Below are 15152 nucleotides of genomic sequence, written 5' to 3' on the forward strand. Positions count from 1 at the left end.
CGTCTTTTCACGAAGAGGTGTGCGATGGGCGTACTCGCCGAGTTCAAGGAATTCGCCGTACGGGGCAACGTCATCGACCTGGCCGTGGGCGTGGTCATCGGTGCATCGTTCGGCAAGATCGTCACCGCCCTGGTCGACAACGTGATCATGCCGCCGCTGGGGCTGCTGATCGGCGGTGTCGATTTCGCCGACTGGGAAATCATGTTGCGTCGCGAGACGGTGGATGCCGCAGGCGAGACCGTGCCGGCGGTGACGATCGGGATCGGCATCTTCCTCAACACGATGGTGCAGTTCGTCATCGTCGCCTTCGCGATCTTCCTGCTGGTCAAGGCCATCAACCGCCTCAAGCGCAAACAGGCCGAGGCGCCGGCGGAGGCGCCGCCACCGGCCGAGGACGTGCTGCTGCTGCGCGAGATCCGCGATGCGCTGAAGCAGCCGCCGGGCAGCGTCGGCTGAAGCGAACCGGGTCCGGACCCACGAGTGCAGCGTTCCGGCGCATGACCGGCCGCTGACACACGCGACCCACGCTGGCCGTGGCGACACGTGCGAAGGCAACCTGCGTTCGAGCGACACGGCCGCCGGCTGCTAAGCTCGCGACCTTTCCGTTCTGCCGATTGGAGTGTGCGATGCGCGTTGCCGCCCTGCTGTTCGCCCTTGGATCCGCGCCGTTCGCATCCGCGTTCACCGCGCAGGCGCAGGACCCGCTGCCGTCGCATGCGCTCGACACCGCCGCGCAACTGCGCGAGCGCGCACTGGCCGACGATACCGGCTACCGCATCATCGAATCGCTGACCACCGAGGTCGGTCCGCGCCTGCCGGGCAGCGAGGCCGATGCACGCGCGGTGGCGTGGGCGGTGGCGAAGTTCGAGTCGCTGGGGTTCGACCGGGTGTGGACCGAGCCGGTGACGTTCCCGAAGTGGGAGCGCCGCAGCGAGCGCGCCGCAGTGGTGGGTGCGCATGCGCAGCCACTGGTGGTGACCGCGCTGGGCGGCAGCCCCGGCGGCACGGTGGAAGCCGAGATCGTGCGCTACGCGACCTTCGCCGAGCTGGAAGCCGCGCCCGCCGACGCGGTGGCGGGGAAGATCGTGTTCGTCGACTTCGTGATGGAGCGTACGCGCGATGGCTCCGGCTATGACGCAGCCGGCCCGGTGCGCAGCCGCGGTCCGTCGGTGGCTGCGTCGAAAGGTGCGGCGGGCTTCCTGATGCGTTCGCTGAGCACCAGCCGCAACCGCGTTGCCAATACCGGCATCACCCGCTTCGCCGAAGGCGTGACCCCGATCCCCGCGGCGGCGACCTCGCTGCCCGATGCCGAACAGCTGGTGCGCCTGCTCGAGCGTGGCCCGGTGCGCGTGCGCATGGAACTCGATTGCGGCTGGAACGGCGAATACACCTCGCACAATGTGATCGCCGAGCTCACCGGCCGCGAGGCGCCCGACGAGATCGTGGTGATCGCCAGCCACCTCGATTCATGGGACCACGGCACCGGCGCCGTGGACGATGCGTCCGGCGTGGGCATCACCGCGGCGGCCGCGCATCTCATCGCCCAGCTGCCGCAGCGGCCGCGACGCAGCATCCGGGTGATCGCGTTCGCCAACGAGGAGCAGGGGCTGATCGGCGCCCGCCAGTACGCGCAGCGCCACGCGGGTGCGATGGCGCAGCACGTGATCGGCGCGGAAAGCGACTTCGGCTCCGGGCGCATCTATGCGTTCAACACCAGCGCCAGGGACGCCACCCATGCATTGTCGCGGCAGATCGCCGGTGCGCTGGCGCCGCTGGGCATCGAGTTCCAGCCGCAGCAGGGCGGCCCGGGGCCCGACATCATCCCGCTGGCGCAGGCCGGCATGCCCTGGGCGTGGCTGGGGCAGGACGGCAGCGGCTACTTCGACCTGCACCACAACGCCGACGACACCCTCGACAAGGTCGACGCCGCCGACCTGAAGCACAACGTCGCCGCCTATGTGGTGTTCGCGTACCTGGCGGCCGAAGCGGCTGCGGGTTTCCGGGTGCCGGCGGCCAGCGAGTAACGCGGAGCGCCAATTGCAGGCGCGGCGTCCACGCCGCGCCTGCAGCGCGGATCAGGCGGGCCGCGCCGCCCAGTGCGCCAGCAGCACCGCGGTGGCAGCGGCCACGTTGAGGCTTTCCACCGCGCCGGTGCCGGGGATCGAGACGCGCAGGTCGCAGGCGCCGGCGAGGCCCGCATCCATGCCCTCGCCTTCGGCACCCAGCACATAGACCAGCCGCTGCGGTGCCGGTGTGGCGAACAGCGGACTGCCGTCGCGCACCACGGTCGCGGCCAGCCTGAAGCCCGCAGCGCGCAGCTGTTCCATCGATTCGCCCACCGGCCCCAACCGCACCAGCGGCAATGCTTCCGCGCCGCCTTCGGCCACGCGCGCCGCGGCGCCCGACAGCGTCAGCGTACTGGTCTCCGGAAGCAGCACCGCGGCCGCACCGAAGTGCGCGGCCGAGCGCAGGATCGCGCCGAAGTTGTGCGGATTGCCCACGCCGTCCAGCCACAACAGGCACTGCGGCCCCGGCGGCAGCGTGGGCAGCCACCCGGCCAGCGGCAGCGGCTGCGCACGCAGCACGTCCGCCACCACGCCCTCGTGGTGCGCACTGGCGGCAAGCTTGCCGAGCTCCTCGTCGGTCACCACGCGGTAGCCGACACGATGGGCCACGCACCATTTCAGCAAGGGCTGCAGGTGCGGGATCCGCGACTGGTTGAGATAGACCTTGCGGATCGCATCCGGGCGACGTGCGAACACCGCCTGCACGGCATTGAAGCCGTGCAGACGCAGCTCGCCGCCGCGGCCACCACGCGGTGCCGCTGGGGCGGCAGGCTCGTCCACGGCGGCCGCGGCCGGTGGCGGGCCCTCGCGGCGCGGCGCGGGTCGCTCACCGCGTTCCTGCGTGCGTGCTCCGCCCCATGGCGAGCGTTGGTCGCGGGCCGGGGTGCGCTCGCCGCGCGCCGGTGGATGAGTCGGCGCATCGCCCTGGCGGCGAGGGCCGCGGCCCCAGGGGCCGGGATCGTCAGGACCGGAACCGGCCATGCTCAAGGCTTCCTGTCGACCCAGAAATCCGCATTGCGGATCCCGAGCTTCAAAGGATCGAACTGCGGGTCCAGGCCCGCCTTCTTCTGTGCCTCGTAATCACGCAATGCCACCAGCGCCGGACGCTGCAGGATCAGGATCGCGATGATGTTGAGCCACGCCATCGTGCCGACCCCGATGTCGCCCAGCGTCCAGGCCATCTCCGCGGTGCGCACGCAGCCGAAGGTGACGGCGGCCAGGAGCGCGATGCGCAACACGAACACCATCCACGGGCGCCGCACCTTGCGGTTGATGTAGGTGATGTTGGTTTCCGCCATGTAGTAGTAGGCGATGATCGTGGTGAACGCGAAGAAGAACAGCGCGAGCGCCACGAAGCCCGCGCCCCAGCCCGGCATCACCGATTCGACGGCGTTCTGCGCGAAACCGGGGCCCACCTCCACGCCGGGCAACGCTTCATACAGCATGCTCCCGGCACGGCCGACGACGTTGTACATCCCGGTCGACAGGATCATGAAGGCGGTGGCGCTGCAGACCACCAGGGTGTCGACGTACACCGAGAACGCCTGCACCAGGCCCTGCTTGCTGGGATGCGAGACCTCCGCCGCGGCGGCATGGTGCGGGCCGGTACCCTGGCCCGCTTCGTTGGAGTAGATGCCACGGCGCACACCCCACTCCACCGCCAGGCCGAGCATCGCGCCGAATCCGGCGTGCATCCCGAAGGCGCTCTCGAAGATCAGCCGGAACATCACCGGCACCGCTTCGAGGTTGAGCAGCATGATCACCAGCGCCATCAGCATGTAGGCCAGCGCCATGAAGGGCACCACCAGTTCCGCGAAACGCGCGATGCGCTTGACGCCACCGAAGATGATGAAGCCCAGGCCGATCACGACGATCGCCGCCGTGGCGGTCGGTGGAACACTCCACGCGTTGAAGGCGGCCGAGGCGATCCCGTTGGCCTGCACGCCCGGCATCAGGAACCCGGCCGCGATCACGGTGACGACCGCGAACAACCATGCGTACCACCGCTGCCCCATGGCTTTTTCGATGTAATACGCCGGACCACCGCGGTATCGCCCTTCCTCGTCCTTTTCCTTGTAGATCTGGGCCAGCGTCGATTCGACGTACGACGTCGACGCTCCGAGGAAGGCCATCATCCACATCCAGAACACCGCCCCGGGCCCACCGAAGGCGATCGCGGTGGCAACCCCCGCGATATTGCCGATGCCGACGCGACCCGACAGTGACATCGCCAGCGCCTGGAACGAGGACACGCCCGCCTCGGACTTGGTTCCGCTCAGCATCAGCCGCACCATCTCCCCGACATGCCGTATCTGCATGAAACGCGTACGCAGCGAGAAGTACAGGCCGGCGCCCAGGCACAGCACGATCAGCGGCGGGCTCCAGATCAGCCCGTTGAGTGTGTTGACGATCTGTTCCACGCGGTACTCCCCATTCGGCGCCCGCCATGGCGGCGGGGCAGCGGTCGATTCTCCACCATGTGCGCAGCGGTGTGGAACCCGCCTTACGTGGAAATCAATCCACGCACAATCGCGCGAACATCCGTAGATCGTGCACGGTGCCGCGCTTCATCACCGCGCGGCGCAGCACGCCCTCCTCGCTGAAGCCGTTCTTCTCCAGCACCCGCGCCGACGCATGGTTGAAGTCGAGCACGGTGGCCTGCAGCCGCTGCAGCTCCAGCGTGTGGACCGCCCATGGCGCGAATGCCGCCACCACGTTCGTCATGACCCCGCGGCCCCAGTGGCGGCGGCCGAGCCAGTAGCCGAATTCGGCACCGATGCCGCGCTCGCCGGTGAACATACGCACGCCGATGCCGCCCACCGCGCGGCCCTCGAGCGTGACCGCGAAGACCGGCGCCGACAGGTCGACCACGCGGCCCGCCAGGAAGGCGATGCCGTCCTCGCGGGTGTAGGGATACGGAAAGCGGTCGCTGGTGCCGCGCGAGACCTGTTCGTCGTTGGCATGCGCGACCAGCGCATCGAGATCATCGCTGCGCCACGGCCGCAGCGCGATGCCGTGCCCGACATCCGGCGGCAGCCAGGCCTCAGGCATGGCCGCCCACCGTCGGCGTCTCCTGCTCCAGCCGCTCCAGCTCCTGGGCCAGCGCTTCCGGCGAACGGGTGAACGGAGCGAGCAGGGTGTAGAACGCCGGCACCACGAACAGCGTAAGCAGCGTCGCGAAGGCGACACCGGAGATGATCACCACGCCGATGGTGCCGCGGCTTGCCGAACCGGGCCCGCCGGCCACCACCAGCGGGATCGCACCCATCACCGTGGCCGCGGCGGTCATCAGGATCGGGCGCAGTCGGATCGACGCCGACTCCACGATGGCCTTTGCCACATCGCGGCCCTCGTCGCGTAGCTGGTTGGCGAACTCGACGATGAGGATGCCGTTTTTCGCCGCCAGGCCGACCAGGATGATGATGCCGATCTGGCTGAAGAGGTTCAGCGTGCCGCCGGTCACCCACAGGCCGAGCAGCGCGCCGAGCACCGCCAGCGGCACCGTCAGCATGATCACGATCGGATGCAGGAAGCTCTCGAACTGCGCCGCCAGCACGAGGTAAACCACCAGCAGCGCCAGCGTGAAGGTCAGCACCACCGCGCCACCGGCTTCCTGGTATTCGCGCGACTCGCCCTTCCAGTTGATCTGCGCGTAGTGCGGCAGTTCCTCGGCGGCCACCTGGTAGCTCCAGTCCAGCGCCTCGCCCATGGTGTAGCCCGGCGCGAGCCCGCCCGACAGGGTGATCGCGCGCATGCGGTTGAAGCGGTTGAACGAGCCCGGCTCGGCGATCTCGCTGAAGGTCACCAGGTTCGACAGCGGCACCAGCTCGCCATCACGCGCACGCACGTAGGTGTTCTCGAGATCGGACGGCTGCATGCGGTTGCCGCGGCTGGCCTGCAGCATCACGTCGTATTCCTCGCCGTCGGAGACGAAGGTCGTCACCTGGCGCGCGCCCATCATCGTTTCCAGCGTGCGGCCGATCTCGGTGACGCCGACACCGAGGTCCGCCGCGCGCACGCGGTCGATCTCGACGCGCATCTGCGGGCGGGTTTCCTTGTAGTCGCTGTCGACGTCGACGATGCCGGGGTTCTCCTCGATGCGCGCCAGCATGCGGTCACGCCACTGCGCGAGCTCCTCGTAGTTCGGCCCGCCCAGCACCAGCTGATAGCGCTGGCCGCGGGTGCTGATCAGGCCGCCCGGCACGTTGGCGCGTACCTGCACGCCAGGCAGCGAATTGAACTCCGGACGCAGTTCGGCGATCACGTCCTCGGCATTGACGTCGCGGTCGGACCAGTCCTGCATGAACACCACGATCTGCGCGGTATGCATCTCGGTGCCGCCACCCCAGCCGCGTGGCGCGCGCGAGTTGACGCGCTGGATCGGTTTGTCGTCGCCGATGAAGCCGGCCATCATCCGCTCGACCTGCTGCAGCTGCTCCACGGTGTAGTCGAAGCCCGCGCCTTCCGGCCCGTCGACCATCACGAAGAAGCGCCCGCGATCCTCGGCCGGCGCCAGCTCGCTGGGCACCCGCGCCATCAGCAGCACGATCAGCCCCAGGCACACCAGCATCACCGCGACCATCAGCGCGAGGATGCGCTTGCCCGGCAGCGCGACCAGGCGCCCGAGCTGGCGCCCGTACGCGGCGCTGGTGCGCTCGAGCTGGCGATTGATCCACTGGTTGAAGCGGCTCTGCTTCGCGCCATGCGGGCGGATCAGCTTCGAACACATCATCGGCGTCAGCGTCAGCGCGACGAACGCCGACAGCGCCACCGCACCCGCCAGCGCGACCGCGAGTTCGCGCAGCAGGCGGCCGCTGTTGCCTTCCATGAAACCGACCGGCAGGAACACCGCCACCAGCACCGCGGTGGTGGCGATCACCGCGAAGGCGACCTGGCTGGTGCCGCGGCTGGCCGCGACCAGTGGAGGTTCGCCGAGGTCGGCTCGACGTTGCACGTTCTCCAGCACCACGATGGCGTCGTCGACCACCAGGCCGATACACAGCACCAGGGCGAGCAGGGTCAGCAGGTTGATCGAGAACCCGAACGCGTAGAGGCCGATGAACGCCGCCACCAGGCACACCGGCACGGTGACCGCGGGGATCAGCGCCGAGCGGATGCTGCCCAGGAACAGCCAGATCACCAGCACCACCAGCACCATCGCCTCGCCCAGCGTCCAGTACACGCGCTTGATCGACTCCTCGATGAAGACGGTGCCGTCGTAGGCCACGAAGATGTCGGTGCCCGGCGGCAGCGTCTCCTGGATGCGCTCGGCCTCGGCACGCGCCAGGCGCACCACGTCGAGCGCGTTGGCGGTGGAGGTGCGTACGATGCCCACGCCCACGTTGGGCACGAAATTGCTGCGCAGGTAGGCACGGCGTTCGCGCGGGCCCAGCTCCACCTGGGCCACGTCGCCCAGCCGCACCACATGGCCGTCGTCGCCCTTGCGCAGCGGCACCTGGGCGAACTGCTCGGGCTCGCGGTAGCCGCGTTCCACGCGCAGGGTGAAGTCACGCGATTCGGATTCGATGCTGCCGGCCGGCAGTTCCACGTTCTCGCTGCGCAGCGCGCTTTCGATGTCGGCGGCGGTGATGCCGCGCGCGGCCATCGCATCGCGGTCGAGCCAGATGCGCATGGAATAGCGCTGGTTGCCACCCAGTACCACGCGCGCCACGCCATCCAGCGACGACAGGCGGTCGACCACGTAGCGGTCGGCGTAGTCGGTCAGCTCCAGCGTGTCCATGGTGTCGGAACGCATGTTGAGCCAGACGATCACGTCGCCGTCGGACTCGGCCTTCTCCACCTCCGGCGGGTCCGCCTCCAGCGGCATGCGGTCCATCACCCGGCTGACGGCGTCGCGCACGTCATTGGCGGCGGCCTCGATGTCGCGGTTGAGGTTGAACTCCATGGTGATGCTGGAGCTGCCGTTGCGGCTGCGCGATTCCAGCGTCTTGATGCCCTCGATGCCGGCCAGCGCGTCCTCGATGATCTGGGTGACGCGGGTTTCCACCACCGCCGCCGATGCGCCGGGATAGGTCACCGAGACCGACACGATCGGTGGATCGATATTGGGCATCTCCCGCAGGGTCAGGCGGGTGAAGGACATGATGCCGAGCACGATGAGCAGCAGGCTCATCACGACCGCGAACACCGGGCGCTTGATGGAAAGATCGGATAGACGCATGGGAACCCGTAGTGGTGCTTGGGGAGGCGGGCTCAGCCCGCGGGCACGGCGTCGGGCGCCGGCGCGACCGTGGTTTCAGGCACGATCGCGCGGCCGTCGTCGTCCGCGCCGGGCTGCGGCGCTGCGGCGCGCGTGGCCTCCTCGATGCGCATCCCGGGGCGCAGCTTGCCGGTGCCATCGACGACGATGCGGTCGCCCGGCGACAGGCCGTCCACCACTTCGGCGAGCCCCGCCACGCGCGAACCGACGCGGATCGGCGCCTGCTCGACGGTCGAATCGGCAAGCACCCGGTACACGAATGTCTCGCGGCCGACCTGGACCACCGCGATCTCCGGCACCACCAGCGCCTGGCGCGATGGCCGCTGCAGGTCGACCTGCATCAGCATCCCGGGCTTGAGCACGCGATCGGGGTTCGGGAAGTCGCCACGCACGGTGACCGCGCGGGTGGCGGGGTCGATGCGCGCGTCGATGGTGTCCACGCGGCCCTGGAAGGTACGGTCCGGGTAGGCGACGCTGGTGCCCAGCAGGACCTGGCCCACGGCGAGGTTGGCCAGCTGCGCTTCGGGGACGGTGAAGTCCACATAGACGCTGGAGATGTCGTCGAGGGTGACGATTTCGGTGCCCGGCTGCACCAGCGCACCCGGGCTGACACGGCGGATGCCGACCACGCCGGCAAACGGCGCCCGGATCAGGCGGTCGCCGAGGTTGGCGCGGATCTCGTCCACGCGCGCACGTGCGGTCGCACGCAGCGCCGACTGCGTATCCAGCGAGGCGGTGGAGATCAGCTGCTGCTCGGCCAGCTGGCGCTGGCGCTCGAACAGGCGGTCGGCTTCCGCGGCCGCGGCTTCGGCGGCGGCCAGCGCCGCCTGCTGCTGGTTGCCGCTGAGCGTGACCAGCACGGTATCCCGCTCCACTTCCTGGCCGCTTTCGAAGTGCACCCGGTCCACCACCTCGCTCACCTTGGCGGTGACGGTGATGGACTCGCGCGACTGCACGGTGCCCAGCGCCGGGATGGTGTCGTTCCAGTCGCGAAGCGCGATCCCGGCGGTGGTGACGACTGCGGCCTGCGGGCCGCCCTGCGGGGCCGGATCGCCACTGCCGCATGCGGCCAGTGCCACGAGAAACAGGACGGGAGCCACGGCGCGGGTGGCCAGGGACGGTAAACGCGAAAGCTGCATCGAGGGGGACCGACGGGGAAAAACCCGACCATTCTATGGGGCGGCGCCGTGAGCTCCCTGTGCCGTCAGGCACAGACGACGACGGAGTGTTCCACGTCAACCGTTGTGGCCTTCACGCGTTACGCGCGATCCTCTCCCGGCTGACGTCCGGACGCATGCGGCCCCGCGCCTCCCACCCCTACCGGAGCATGCGCATGATCCACGATTCCATCCTCGACACCATCGGCCGGACCCCGGTGGTCCGCCTTCACCGCATCGGGCCGGCCAACGTCGAACTCTACGCCAAGGCCGAAAGCTTCAACCCCGGCGGCTCGGTCAAGGACCGGCTCGCACTGGCGATCATCCTCGATGCGGAAGCGCGCGGCCTGCTCAAGCCCGGCGATACCGTGGTGGAGGCGACCTCAGGCAATACCGGCGTGGCGCTGGCGATGGTCTGCGCCGCGCGTGGCTACAGGTTCGTGGCCACGATGGTCGAGACCTTCTCCGTCGAGCGCCGCAAGCTGATGCGCGCGTACGGTGCGCGGGTGATCCTGACCCCGGCCGCCGAACGCGGCACCGGCATGGTGCGCAAGGCCCGCGAGCTCGCCGAACAGCACGGCTGGTTCCTCGCCAGCCAGTTCACCAATCCGGCCAACCCCGGCTACCACCGCAACACCACCGCCGCCGAGATCCTGCGCGATTTCGCCGGCCGCCGGCTTGACCATTTCGTGACCGGCTGGGGCACCGGCGGCACCCTGACCGGCGTCGGCGGGATGCTGCGGCTGGCGCGGCCCGAGGTGGAGGTGGTCGCCTGCGAACCGGCCGGTGCGGCGATGCTGCAGGGCAAGGACTGGGCGCCGCACCGGATCCAGGGCTGGACGCCGGACTTCGTGCCGGAGGTGCTCGACCGCGACGCCGCGCACCGGGTGCTGTCGGTGACCGATGTCGACGCCATCGAGATCGCCCGCCGGCTGGCGGCGGAAGAAGGCATCTTCGTCGGCATCTCGGCCGGCGCGACCATGGCAGCGGCACTCGAGGTGGCCCGCGGCGCGGACGACGGTGCGGTGGTGCTGGCGATGCTGCCCGATACCGGTGAGCGCTACTTCTCCACGCCCCTGTTCGAGGGCGTCAGCGAAGGTTCGGACGACGACTGGCTCGCGGGTCTGCCGTAGGCAACGAGGGTCAGCCGAGGCCCTGCCAGACCATCAGCGCACCGGCCGCGGCCAGCAGCACCAGCAGCCATCCCGCCCAGCCCATGCGTCCGCTGTCGCCGCGCACCACGGTCTCGGTACGGGCCTGCTTGCGCAACAGCGGCGAGGCGTGCCGTTCCACCGCCTCGCGCGCCTCGTCCTCGCTGAGCCCGGGCTGGGTCTCGCGCAGGCGCCGGGCGGCGTCCTCGGTGTTGCCGGTCGCGAGCTTGGCAGCCACCTCCGACGGCAGCGTGTCCTGGCCGACCGGATCGCTGCCGCTGTCCATCACGCCGGGTGGGCGTCGCGCCACCTCGGCAAGCGCGGTCCGCGCCTGGCGCAGGTCGAGCCCGGGGTTGGCTTCGCGCAGCCGCTGCGCGGCCTCGGCCGGGCGGCCACGGCGCAACGCATCCTGCACCGCCAGTGGCACGTGCAGTCTCGAAGAAGAAGTGGTGGTCGCGGACATCTGCAGCCTCCCGGTTCAATTCCCGGGAGGCTAGCGCGCCCGCGATGATGGCAGGGTCGCCATGCGGGGCCGAGGCGGTCGCGCGCGCCTCAGGCGAGGCGTCGAACCACCCGGGCCACCCGCGCGGCGCCGCCCGCCCGCCTTACGCAGGCGTCCACTCGCCCAGTGCGGCGAGGCCATTGTCGCGGGCCCGCGCGTATACCGTCTGCTGCGCCCGCGCGACATTGCTGGCCGGGTCCTGCGCCCACAGCTTCAGCGCCGCCTGCTGCATCGCACGGCCGTAGGAGAACGACAGCGGCCACGGGTTCGGACCCATCCGGTTCATGGCGTCCAGATGCGCGGTGGCGTCCTCGTCGGACTGCCCGCCGGACAGGAACACGATGCCCGGCATGATCGCCGGCACCGCCGACTTCAGGCACATCAGCGTCGACGAGGCCACCTCGTCCACGGCGACCTGCTCGTCGCAGCCCTTGCCGGGCAGCACCATCGAGGCCTTGAGGATGGTGCCCTCGAGCATCACGCCCTGGTTGTAGAGCGCATCGAACAGCGAACGCAGCACCACCTCGGAGACCTCGTAGCAGGTCTCGATGTCATGGTCGCCGTCCATCAGCACTTCGGGCTCGACCATCGGCACCAGGCCGTTTTCCTGGCACAGCGCGGCATAACGCGCCAGCGCATGGGTGTTGACCTCGATGCAGGTGCCCGACGGCATGTCCTCGCCGATATGGATCACCGCGCGCCACTTGGCGAAGCGCGCACCGAGCCGGTAGTACTCGCGCAGGCGCTCGCGCAGCCCGTCCAGGCCCTCGGTGACCACTTCACCCGGGAAGCCGGCCAGCGGCTGGGTGCCCCTGTCGACCTTGATGCCCGGGATGATCCCGGCGTTGCGCATCACCCGGGCGAACGGCACGCCGTCGCGGGTGGACTGGCGCAGGGTCTCGTCGAACAGGATCGCGCCGCTGATGTGCTCGCCGAGCTTCGGCGTGGTCAACAGCATCTCGCGGTAGGCGCGGCGGTTGTCCTCGCTGTTGGCGATGCCCACGGCCTCGAAGCGCTTGCCGATCGTGCCGTTGGACTCGTCGATGGCGATGATGCCCTTGCCGGGGGCGACCATCGCCTGGGCGGTTTCGGCAAGCTGTTCGATGCTCATGGGGGCGTTTCCGGCAGGGCGTCAGGGCCGCGGAGTATAGCCCGCGCCCCTCGCGCCCCCGGGTGGCTGCGGCCGCGCAGGCGCGCCGCGGCACAGATGCCCTACAGCTCGCCCAGACCTTCGGCGCGGCCCTGCTCGCCCACCCGCAGCAGGCGCAGGGTATTGGTGGCGCCGTGGGTTTCCATGTGCTCGCCGCTGGTGAACACCACCCGGTCACGGCACTCGAGCATGCCGGCCTCGACCAGCTGCTGGATGCTGCCGCGCGCGGCTTCGCGCGGGGTCTGGCCTCGGCTGTCGTAGTCGAACGCGAACACGTCGCGCATCAGCCGCATGCGCCGGCGCGCACCCGGGTGGCGCGAGAACGCGTACACCGGTGCGTTGGAACGGAACCGCGACAGGAAGCGCGCAGTGCCGCCGGATTCGGTCATCGCCACGATCGCGCGCACGCCGATGTGCTCGGTCAGGAACATGGCCGCCATCGCGATCGCCTGGTCGGCACGCTCGAGGTTGCGCTGCGCCTGCTCGAAATTGGTGTCGTGGTTGAACTGGCGCTCGGCACCGAGGCAGATGCGCGCCATCGCCTCGACCGCGCGCACCGGGAAGTTTCCGGCCGCGGTCTCGGCCGACAGCATCACCGCGTCGGTGCCGTCGATGACCGCGTTGGCCACGTCCAGCACTTCGGCGCGGGTGGGGATCGGCGACTCCACCATCGACTGCAGCATCTGCGTGGCGGTGATCACCACGCGGTCGCGGGCCAGCGACTCGCGGATGATCTTCTTCTGCAGGCCCGGCAGCTCGGCATCGCCGATCTCCACGCCGAGGTCGCCGCGCGCGACCATCACCACGTCGCTGGCATCGATGATCTCGCCGAGGTTCTCGATCGCCTCCGCGCGCTCGATCTTCGACACCAGCGCGGCATCGCTGCCGGCGGCACGCGCCAGCGCGCGCGCCTCTTCCATGTCGGCGGCGTTGCGGCAGAACGACACCGCGATGAAGTCGACGTCGAGCTCGGCGGCCACGCTGATCAGCGCGCGGTCGTGGTCGGTGAGTGCGCCCAGCGACAGCCCACCGCCGAGGCGGTTGAGCCCCTTGCGGTCGGACAGTGCGCCATCGTTGAGCACGGTGGTCACGATGCGAGGGCCTTCGATCGACTCCACCCGCAGCTGCATCAGGCCGTCGTCGAGCAGCAGCACGTCGCCGGCATTGAGGTCATCGGGCAGGCCGAGATAGCTCACGCCGACCTCGTGCACGGTGCCGGGGCCGGCGTCGTCGCTGGCCACCAGGTCGAAGCGCTCGCCGGCGCGCAGCTGCACGCGGCCCTGTTCGAAGCGCTCGATGCGGATCTTGGGCCCCGGCAGGTCGGCGAGGATGCCGACCTCCGTGCCGACCCGTGCCGCCGCCTCGCGCACCGCCTGCGCGCGCGCCTTCTGCGAGGCGGGATCGCCATGCGAGAAGTTCAGCCGGACCACATCGACGCCGGCACGCAGGATGGCATCGAGGACGCCGGGCGGGTCGGTGGCGGGGCCAAGGGTGACAAGGATGCGGGTGCGGCGGCGGTGGTCCATGGAAGCTCGCAATGAGGCTGGGCTTGGAATGTGAACGCAAACATAGCGCGTTCACGCGGTAGTGCGGTGCCCTGCCCGATCCGGCGCGGCACGCCGCACCGGGCCGTCGGAGCCCGGCCCACGCGCACGCGGGCGGGCCCCGATGCGGTCAGCCGCGGCTGCGCAGCGCGGCCACCGCCGGCAGGGTCTTGCCTTCGAGGAACTCGAGGAACGCGCCGCCGCCGGTGGAGATGTAGCCGATGTCGCCGGCGATGCCGAACTTGTCGATGGCGGCGATGGTGTCGCCGCCGCCGGCGATCGAGAACGCATGGCAGCGCGCGATTGCACGCGCCACCGCCTCGGTGCCGCGGGCGAAGGCATCGAACTCGAACACGCCGACCGGGCCGTTCCACACCACCGTGCCGGACTCGCCCAGCAGCTGCGCGTAGTGCCTGGCGGTCTTCGGGCCGATGTCGAGGATCATCTCGTCGGCGGCCACTGCATCCACCGGCTTCACCACCGCCTCGGCGCTGGCGCTGAACTCGCGCGCCACCACCACGTCCAGCGGGATCGGGATCTCGGCGCCCTTGGCCTTGGCCTCGGCGAGGATCCGGCGCGCGGTGTCGAGCAGGTCGGGCTCGTGCAGCGACTTGCCGACGGCATAGCCCTGCGCAGCGATGAAGGTGTTGGCGATGCCGCCACCGACGATCAGCTGGTCCACTTCACCGACGAGGTTGGTCAGCAGCTCCAGCTTGGTCGACACCTTGCTGCCGCCGACGATGGCCAGCAGCGGTCGCGCGGGGTCGCCGAGCGCACGGCCGAGTGCGTCGAGTTCGGCCATCAGCAGCGGGCCGCCCGCGGCCACCGGCGCGAAGCGGATCGCGCCATGGGTGGAAGCCTGCGCGCGGTGCGCGGTGCCGAAGGCATCCATGACATACACGTCGCACAGCGCGGCGTACTTGCGTGCCAGCGCTTCGTCGTCGGCCTTCTCGCCGACGTTCATGCGGCAGTTCTCCAGCATCACCAGCTCGCCGGGCTGCACGTCGACGCCGTCGACCCAGTCGCGCACCAGCCGCACCTCGCGCCTGATCAGCCTGCCCAGGTGCGCGGCCACCGGCGCCAGCGAGTCGGCCTCGCTCCAGCTGCCCTCGGTCGGGCGGCCGAGATGGGACATCACCATCACCGCCGCGCCCTGGTCCAGCGCGTGCTTGAGGGTGGGCAGCGATGCGACGATGCGCTGGTCGGACGTGATGCGGCCGTCCTCGATCGGGACGTTGAGGTCCTGCCTCACCAGCACACGCTTGCCGGTCAGGTCGAGGTCGGTCATTCGCAGGATGGACATGGGACGCAAGACTCGCTCAGGAAGGAAGCGCCGACGTGGCGACCGTGGACGGGCCGGAC

At 69.9% G+C, this 15152-nt stretch carries 12 protein-coding genes; 3 read left to right on the forward strand and 9 right to left on the reverse strand.

Going from position 1 to position 15152, the window contains the following annotated elements:
• Nucleotides 1-24 precede the first annotated feature (24 nt).
• Nucleotides 25-456 carry a large-conductance mechanosensitive channel protein MscL gene (mscL, locus tag LDO11_RS13315; RefSeq protein WP_129135245.1) on the forward strand — a complete coding sequence of 144 codons (432 nt, stop codon included), beginning with the start codon at nt 25-27 and terminating at the stop codon, nt 454-456.
• A 170-nt stretch (nt 457-626) separates the two neighbouring features.
• The gene (locus LDO11_RS13320) at nt 627-2024 is read left to right on the forward strand and encodes a M20/M25/M40 family metallo-hydrolase (protein ID WP_232141968.1); all 1398 of its coding nucleotides are present in this window, start codon (nt 627-629) and stop codon (nt 2022-2024) included.
• A gap of 51 nt (nt 2025-2075) precedes the next feature.
• On the opposite strand, the gene LDO11_RS13325 is transcribed toward LDO11_RS13320, so the two are convergent.
• The 5 genes from LDO11_RS13325 to LDO11_RS13345 all read right to left on the reverse strand — a co-directional run bounded on the left by LDO11_RS13325 (nt 2076) and on the right by LDO11_RS13345 (nt 9425).
• The gene (locus LDO11_RS13325; RefSeq protein ID WP_435574651.1) at nt 2076-3047 is read right to left on the reverse strand and encodes a TrmH family RNA methyltransferase; all 972 of its coding nucleotides are present in this window, start codon (nt 3045-3047) and stop codon (nt 2076-2078) included.
• Nucleotides 3048-3049: 2 nt separating this feature from the next.
• Complete coding sequence (locus LDO11_RS13330) at nt 3050-4486, reverse strand: alanine/glycine:cation symporter family protein (RefSeq protein WP_232141970.1); 1437 nt, start codon at nt 4484-4486, stop codon at nt 3050-3052.
• A gap of 94 nt (nt 4487-4580) precedes the next feature.
• A complete protein-coding gene (locus tag LDO11_RS13335; RefSeq protein ID WP_232141971.1) occupies nt 4581-5117 on the reverse strand; it encodes a GNAT family N-acetyltransferase in 537 nt (178 codons plus the stop codon).
• Nucleotides 5110-8247, reverse strand: a complete 3138-nt coding sequence (locus LDO11_RS13340; RefSeq protein WP_232141972.1) for an efflux RND transporter permease subunit — start codon at nt 8245-8247, stop codon at nt 5110-5112. Before LDO11_RS13340 ends, LDO11_RS13335 begins: the two co-directional genes overlap by 8 nt.
• 32 nt (nt 8248-8279) lie before the next feature.
• Entirely contained in the window at nt 8280-9425 is a 1146-nt protein-coding gene (locus LDO11_RS13345; RefSeq protein WP_255683485.1) for an efflux RND transporter periplasmic adaptor subunit, read from the reverse strand.
• Between the two features lie 194 nt (nt 9426-9619).
• Between LDO11_RS13345 and cysK the strand changes: the two genes are divergently transcribed.
• Nucleotides 9620-10576 carry a cysteine synthase A gene (gene cysK / locus LDO11_RS13350; RefSeq protein WP_232141974.1) on the forward strand — a complete coding sequence of 319 codons (957 nt, stop codon included), beginning with the start codon at nt 9620-9622 and terminating at the stop codon, nt 10574-10576.
• A gap of 10 nt (nt 10577-10586) precedes the next feature.
• Here cysK and LDO11_RS13355 read toward each other — a convergent pair whose 3' ends face one another.
• The 4 genes from LDO11_RS13355 to LDO11_RS13370 all read right to left on the reverse strand — a co-directional run bounded on the left by LDO11_RS13355 (nt 10587) and on the right by LDO11_RS13370 (nt 15093).
• Nucleotides 10587-11057, reverse strand: a complete 471-nt coding sequence (locus LDO11_RS13355; RefSeq protein ID WP_129135237.1) for a hypothetical protein — start codon at nt 11055-11057, stop codon at nt 10587-10589.
• Nucleotides 11058-11199: 142 nt separating this feature from the next.
• Entirely contained in the window at nt 11200-12207 is a 1008-nt protein-coding gene (locus tag LDO11_RS13360) for a class I fructose-bisphosphate aldolase (protein ID WP_232141975.1), read from the reverse strand.
• 101 nt (nt 12208-12308) lie between these two features.
• Nucleotides 12309-13772 carry a pyruvate kinase gene (gene pyk / locus LDO11_RS13365; protein ID WP_232141976.1) on the reverse strand — a complete coding sequence of 488 codons (1464 nt, stop codon included), beginning with the start codon at nt 13770-13772 and terminating at the stop codon, nt 12309-12311.
• Nucleotides 13773-13920: 148 nt separating this feature from the next.
• Nucleotides 13921-15093: a phosphoglycerate kinase gene (locus LDO11_RS13370; RefSeq protein ID WP_232141977.1), complete on the reverse strand. Its 1173-nt coding sequence runs from the start codon at nt 15091-15093 to the stop codon at nt 13921-13923.
• Between the last annotated feature and the right edge of the window lie 59 nt (nt 15094-15152).

This window comes from Alterluteimonas muca (genome assembly GCF_021191595.1).
GTDB lineage: Bacteria > Pseudomonadota > Gammaproteobacteria > Xanthomonadales > Xanthomonadaceae > Luteimonas > Luteimonas muca.

Coding starts and splice junctions, on each gene's coding strand:
- mscL (WP_129135245.1), top strand. CDS start 25: ATGGGCGTACTCGCCGAGTTCAAGGAATTCGCCGTACGGGGCAACGTC.
- LDO11_RS13320 (WP_232141968.1), top strand. CDS start 627: ATGCGCGTTGCCGCCCTGCTGTTCGCCCTTGGATCCGCGCCGTTCGCA.
- LDO11_RS13325 (WP_435574651.1), bottom strand. CDS start 3,047: ATGGCCGGTTCCGGTCCTGACGATCCCGGCCCCTGGGGCCGCGGCCCT.
- LDO11_RS13335 (WP_232141971.1), bottom strand. CDS start 5,117: ATGCCTGAGGCCTGGCTGCCGCCGGATGTCGGGCACGGCATCGCGCTG.
- LDO11_RS13340 (WP_232141972.1), bottom strand. CDS start 8,247: ATGCGTCTATCCGATCTTTCCATCAAGCGCCCGGTGTTCGCGGTCGTG.
- LDO11_RS13345 (WP_255683485.1), bottom strand. CDS start 9,425: ATGCAGCTTTCGCGTTTACCGTCCCTGGCCACCCGCGCCGTGGCTCCC.
- cysK (WP_232141974.1), top strand. CDS start 9,620: ATGATCCACGATTCCATCCTCGACACCATCGGCCGGACCCCGGTGGTC.
- LDO11_RS13355 (WP_129135237.1), bottom strand. CDS start 11,057: ATGTCCGCGACCACCACTTCTTCTTCGAGACTGCACGTGCCACTGGCG.
- LDO11_RS13360 (WP_232141975.1), bottom strand. CDS start 12,207: ATGAGCATCGAACAGCTTGCCGAAACCGCCCAGGCGATGGTCGCCCCC.
- pyk (WP_232141976.1), bottom strand. CDS start 13,772: ATGGACCACCGCCGCCGCACCCGCATCCTTGTCACCCTTGGCCCCGCC.
- LDO11_RS13370 (WP_232141977.1), bottom strand. CDS start 15,093: ATGTCCATCCTGCGAATGACCGACCTCGACCTGACCGGCAAGCGTGTG.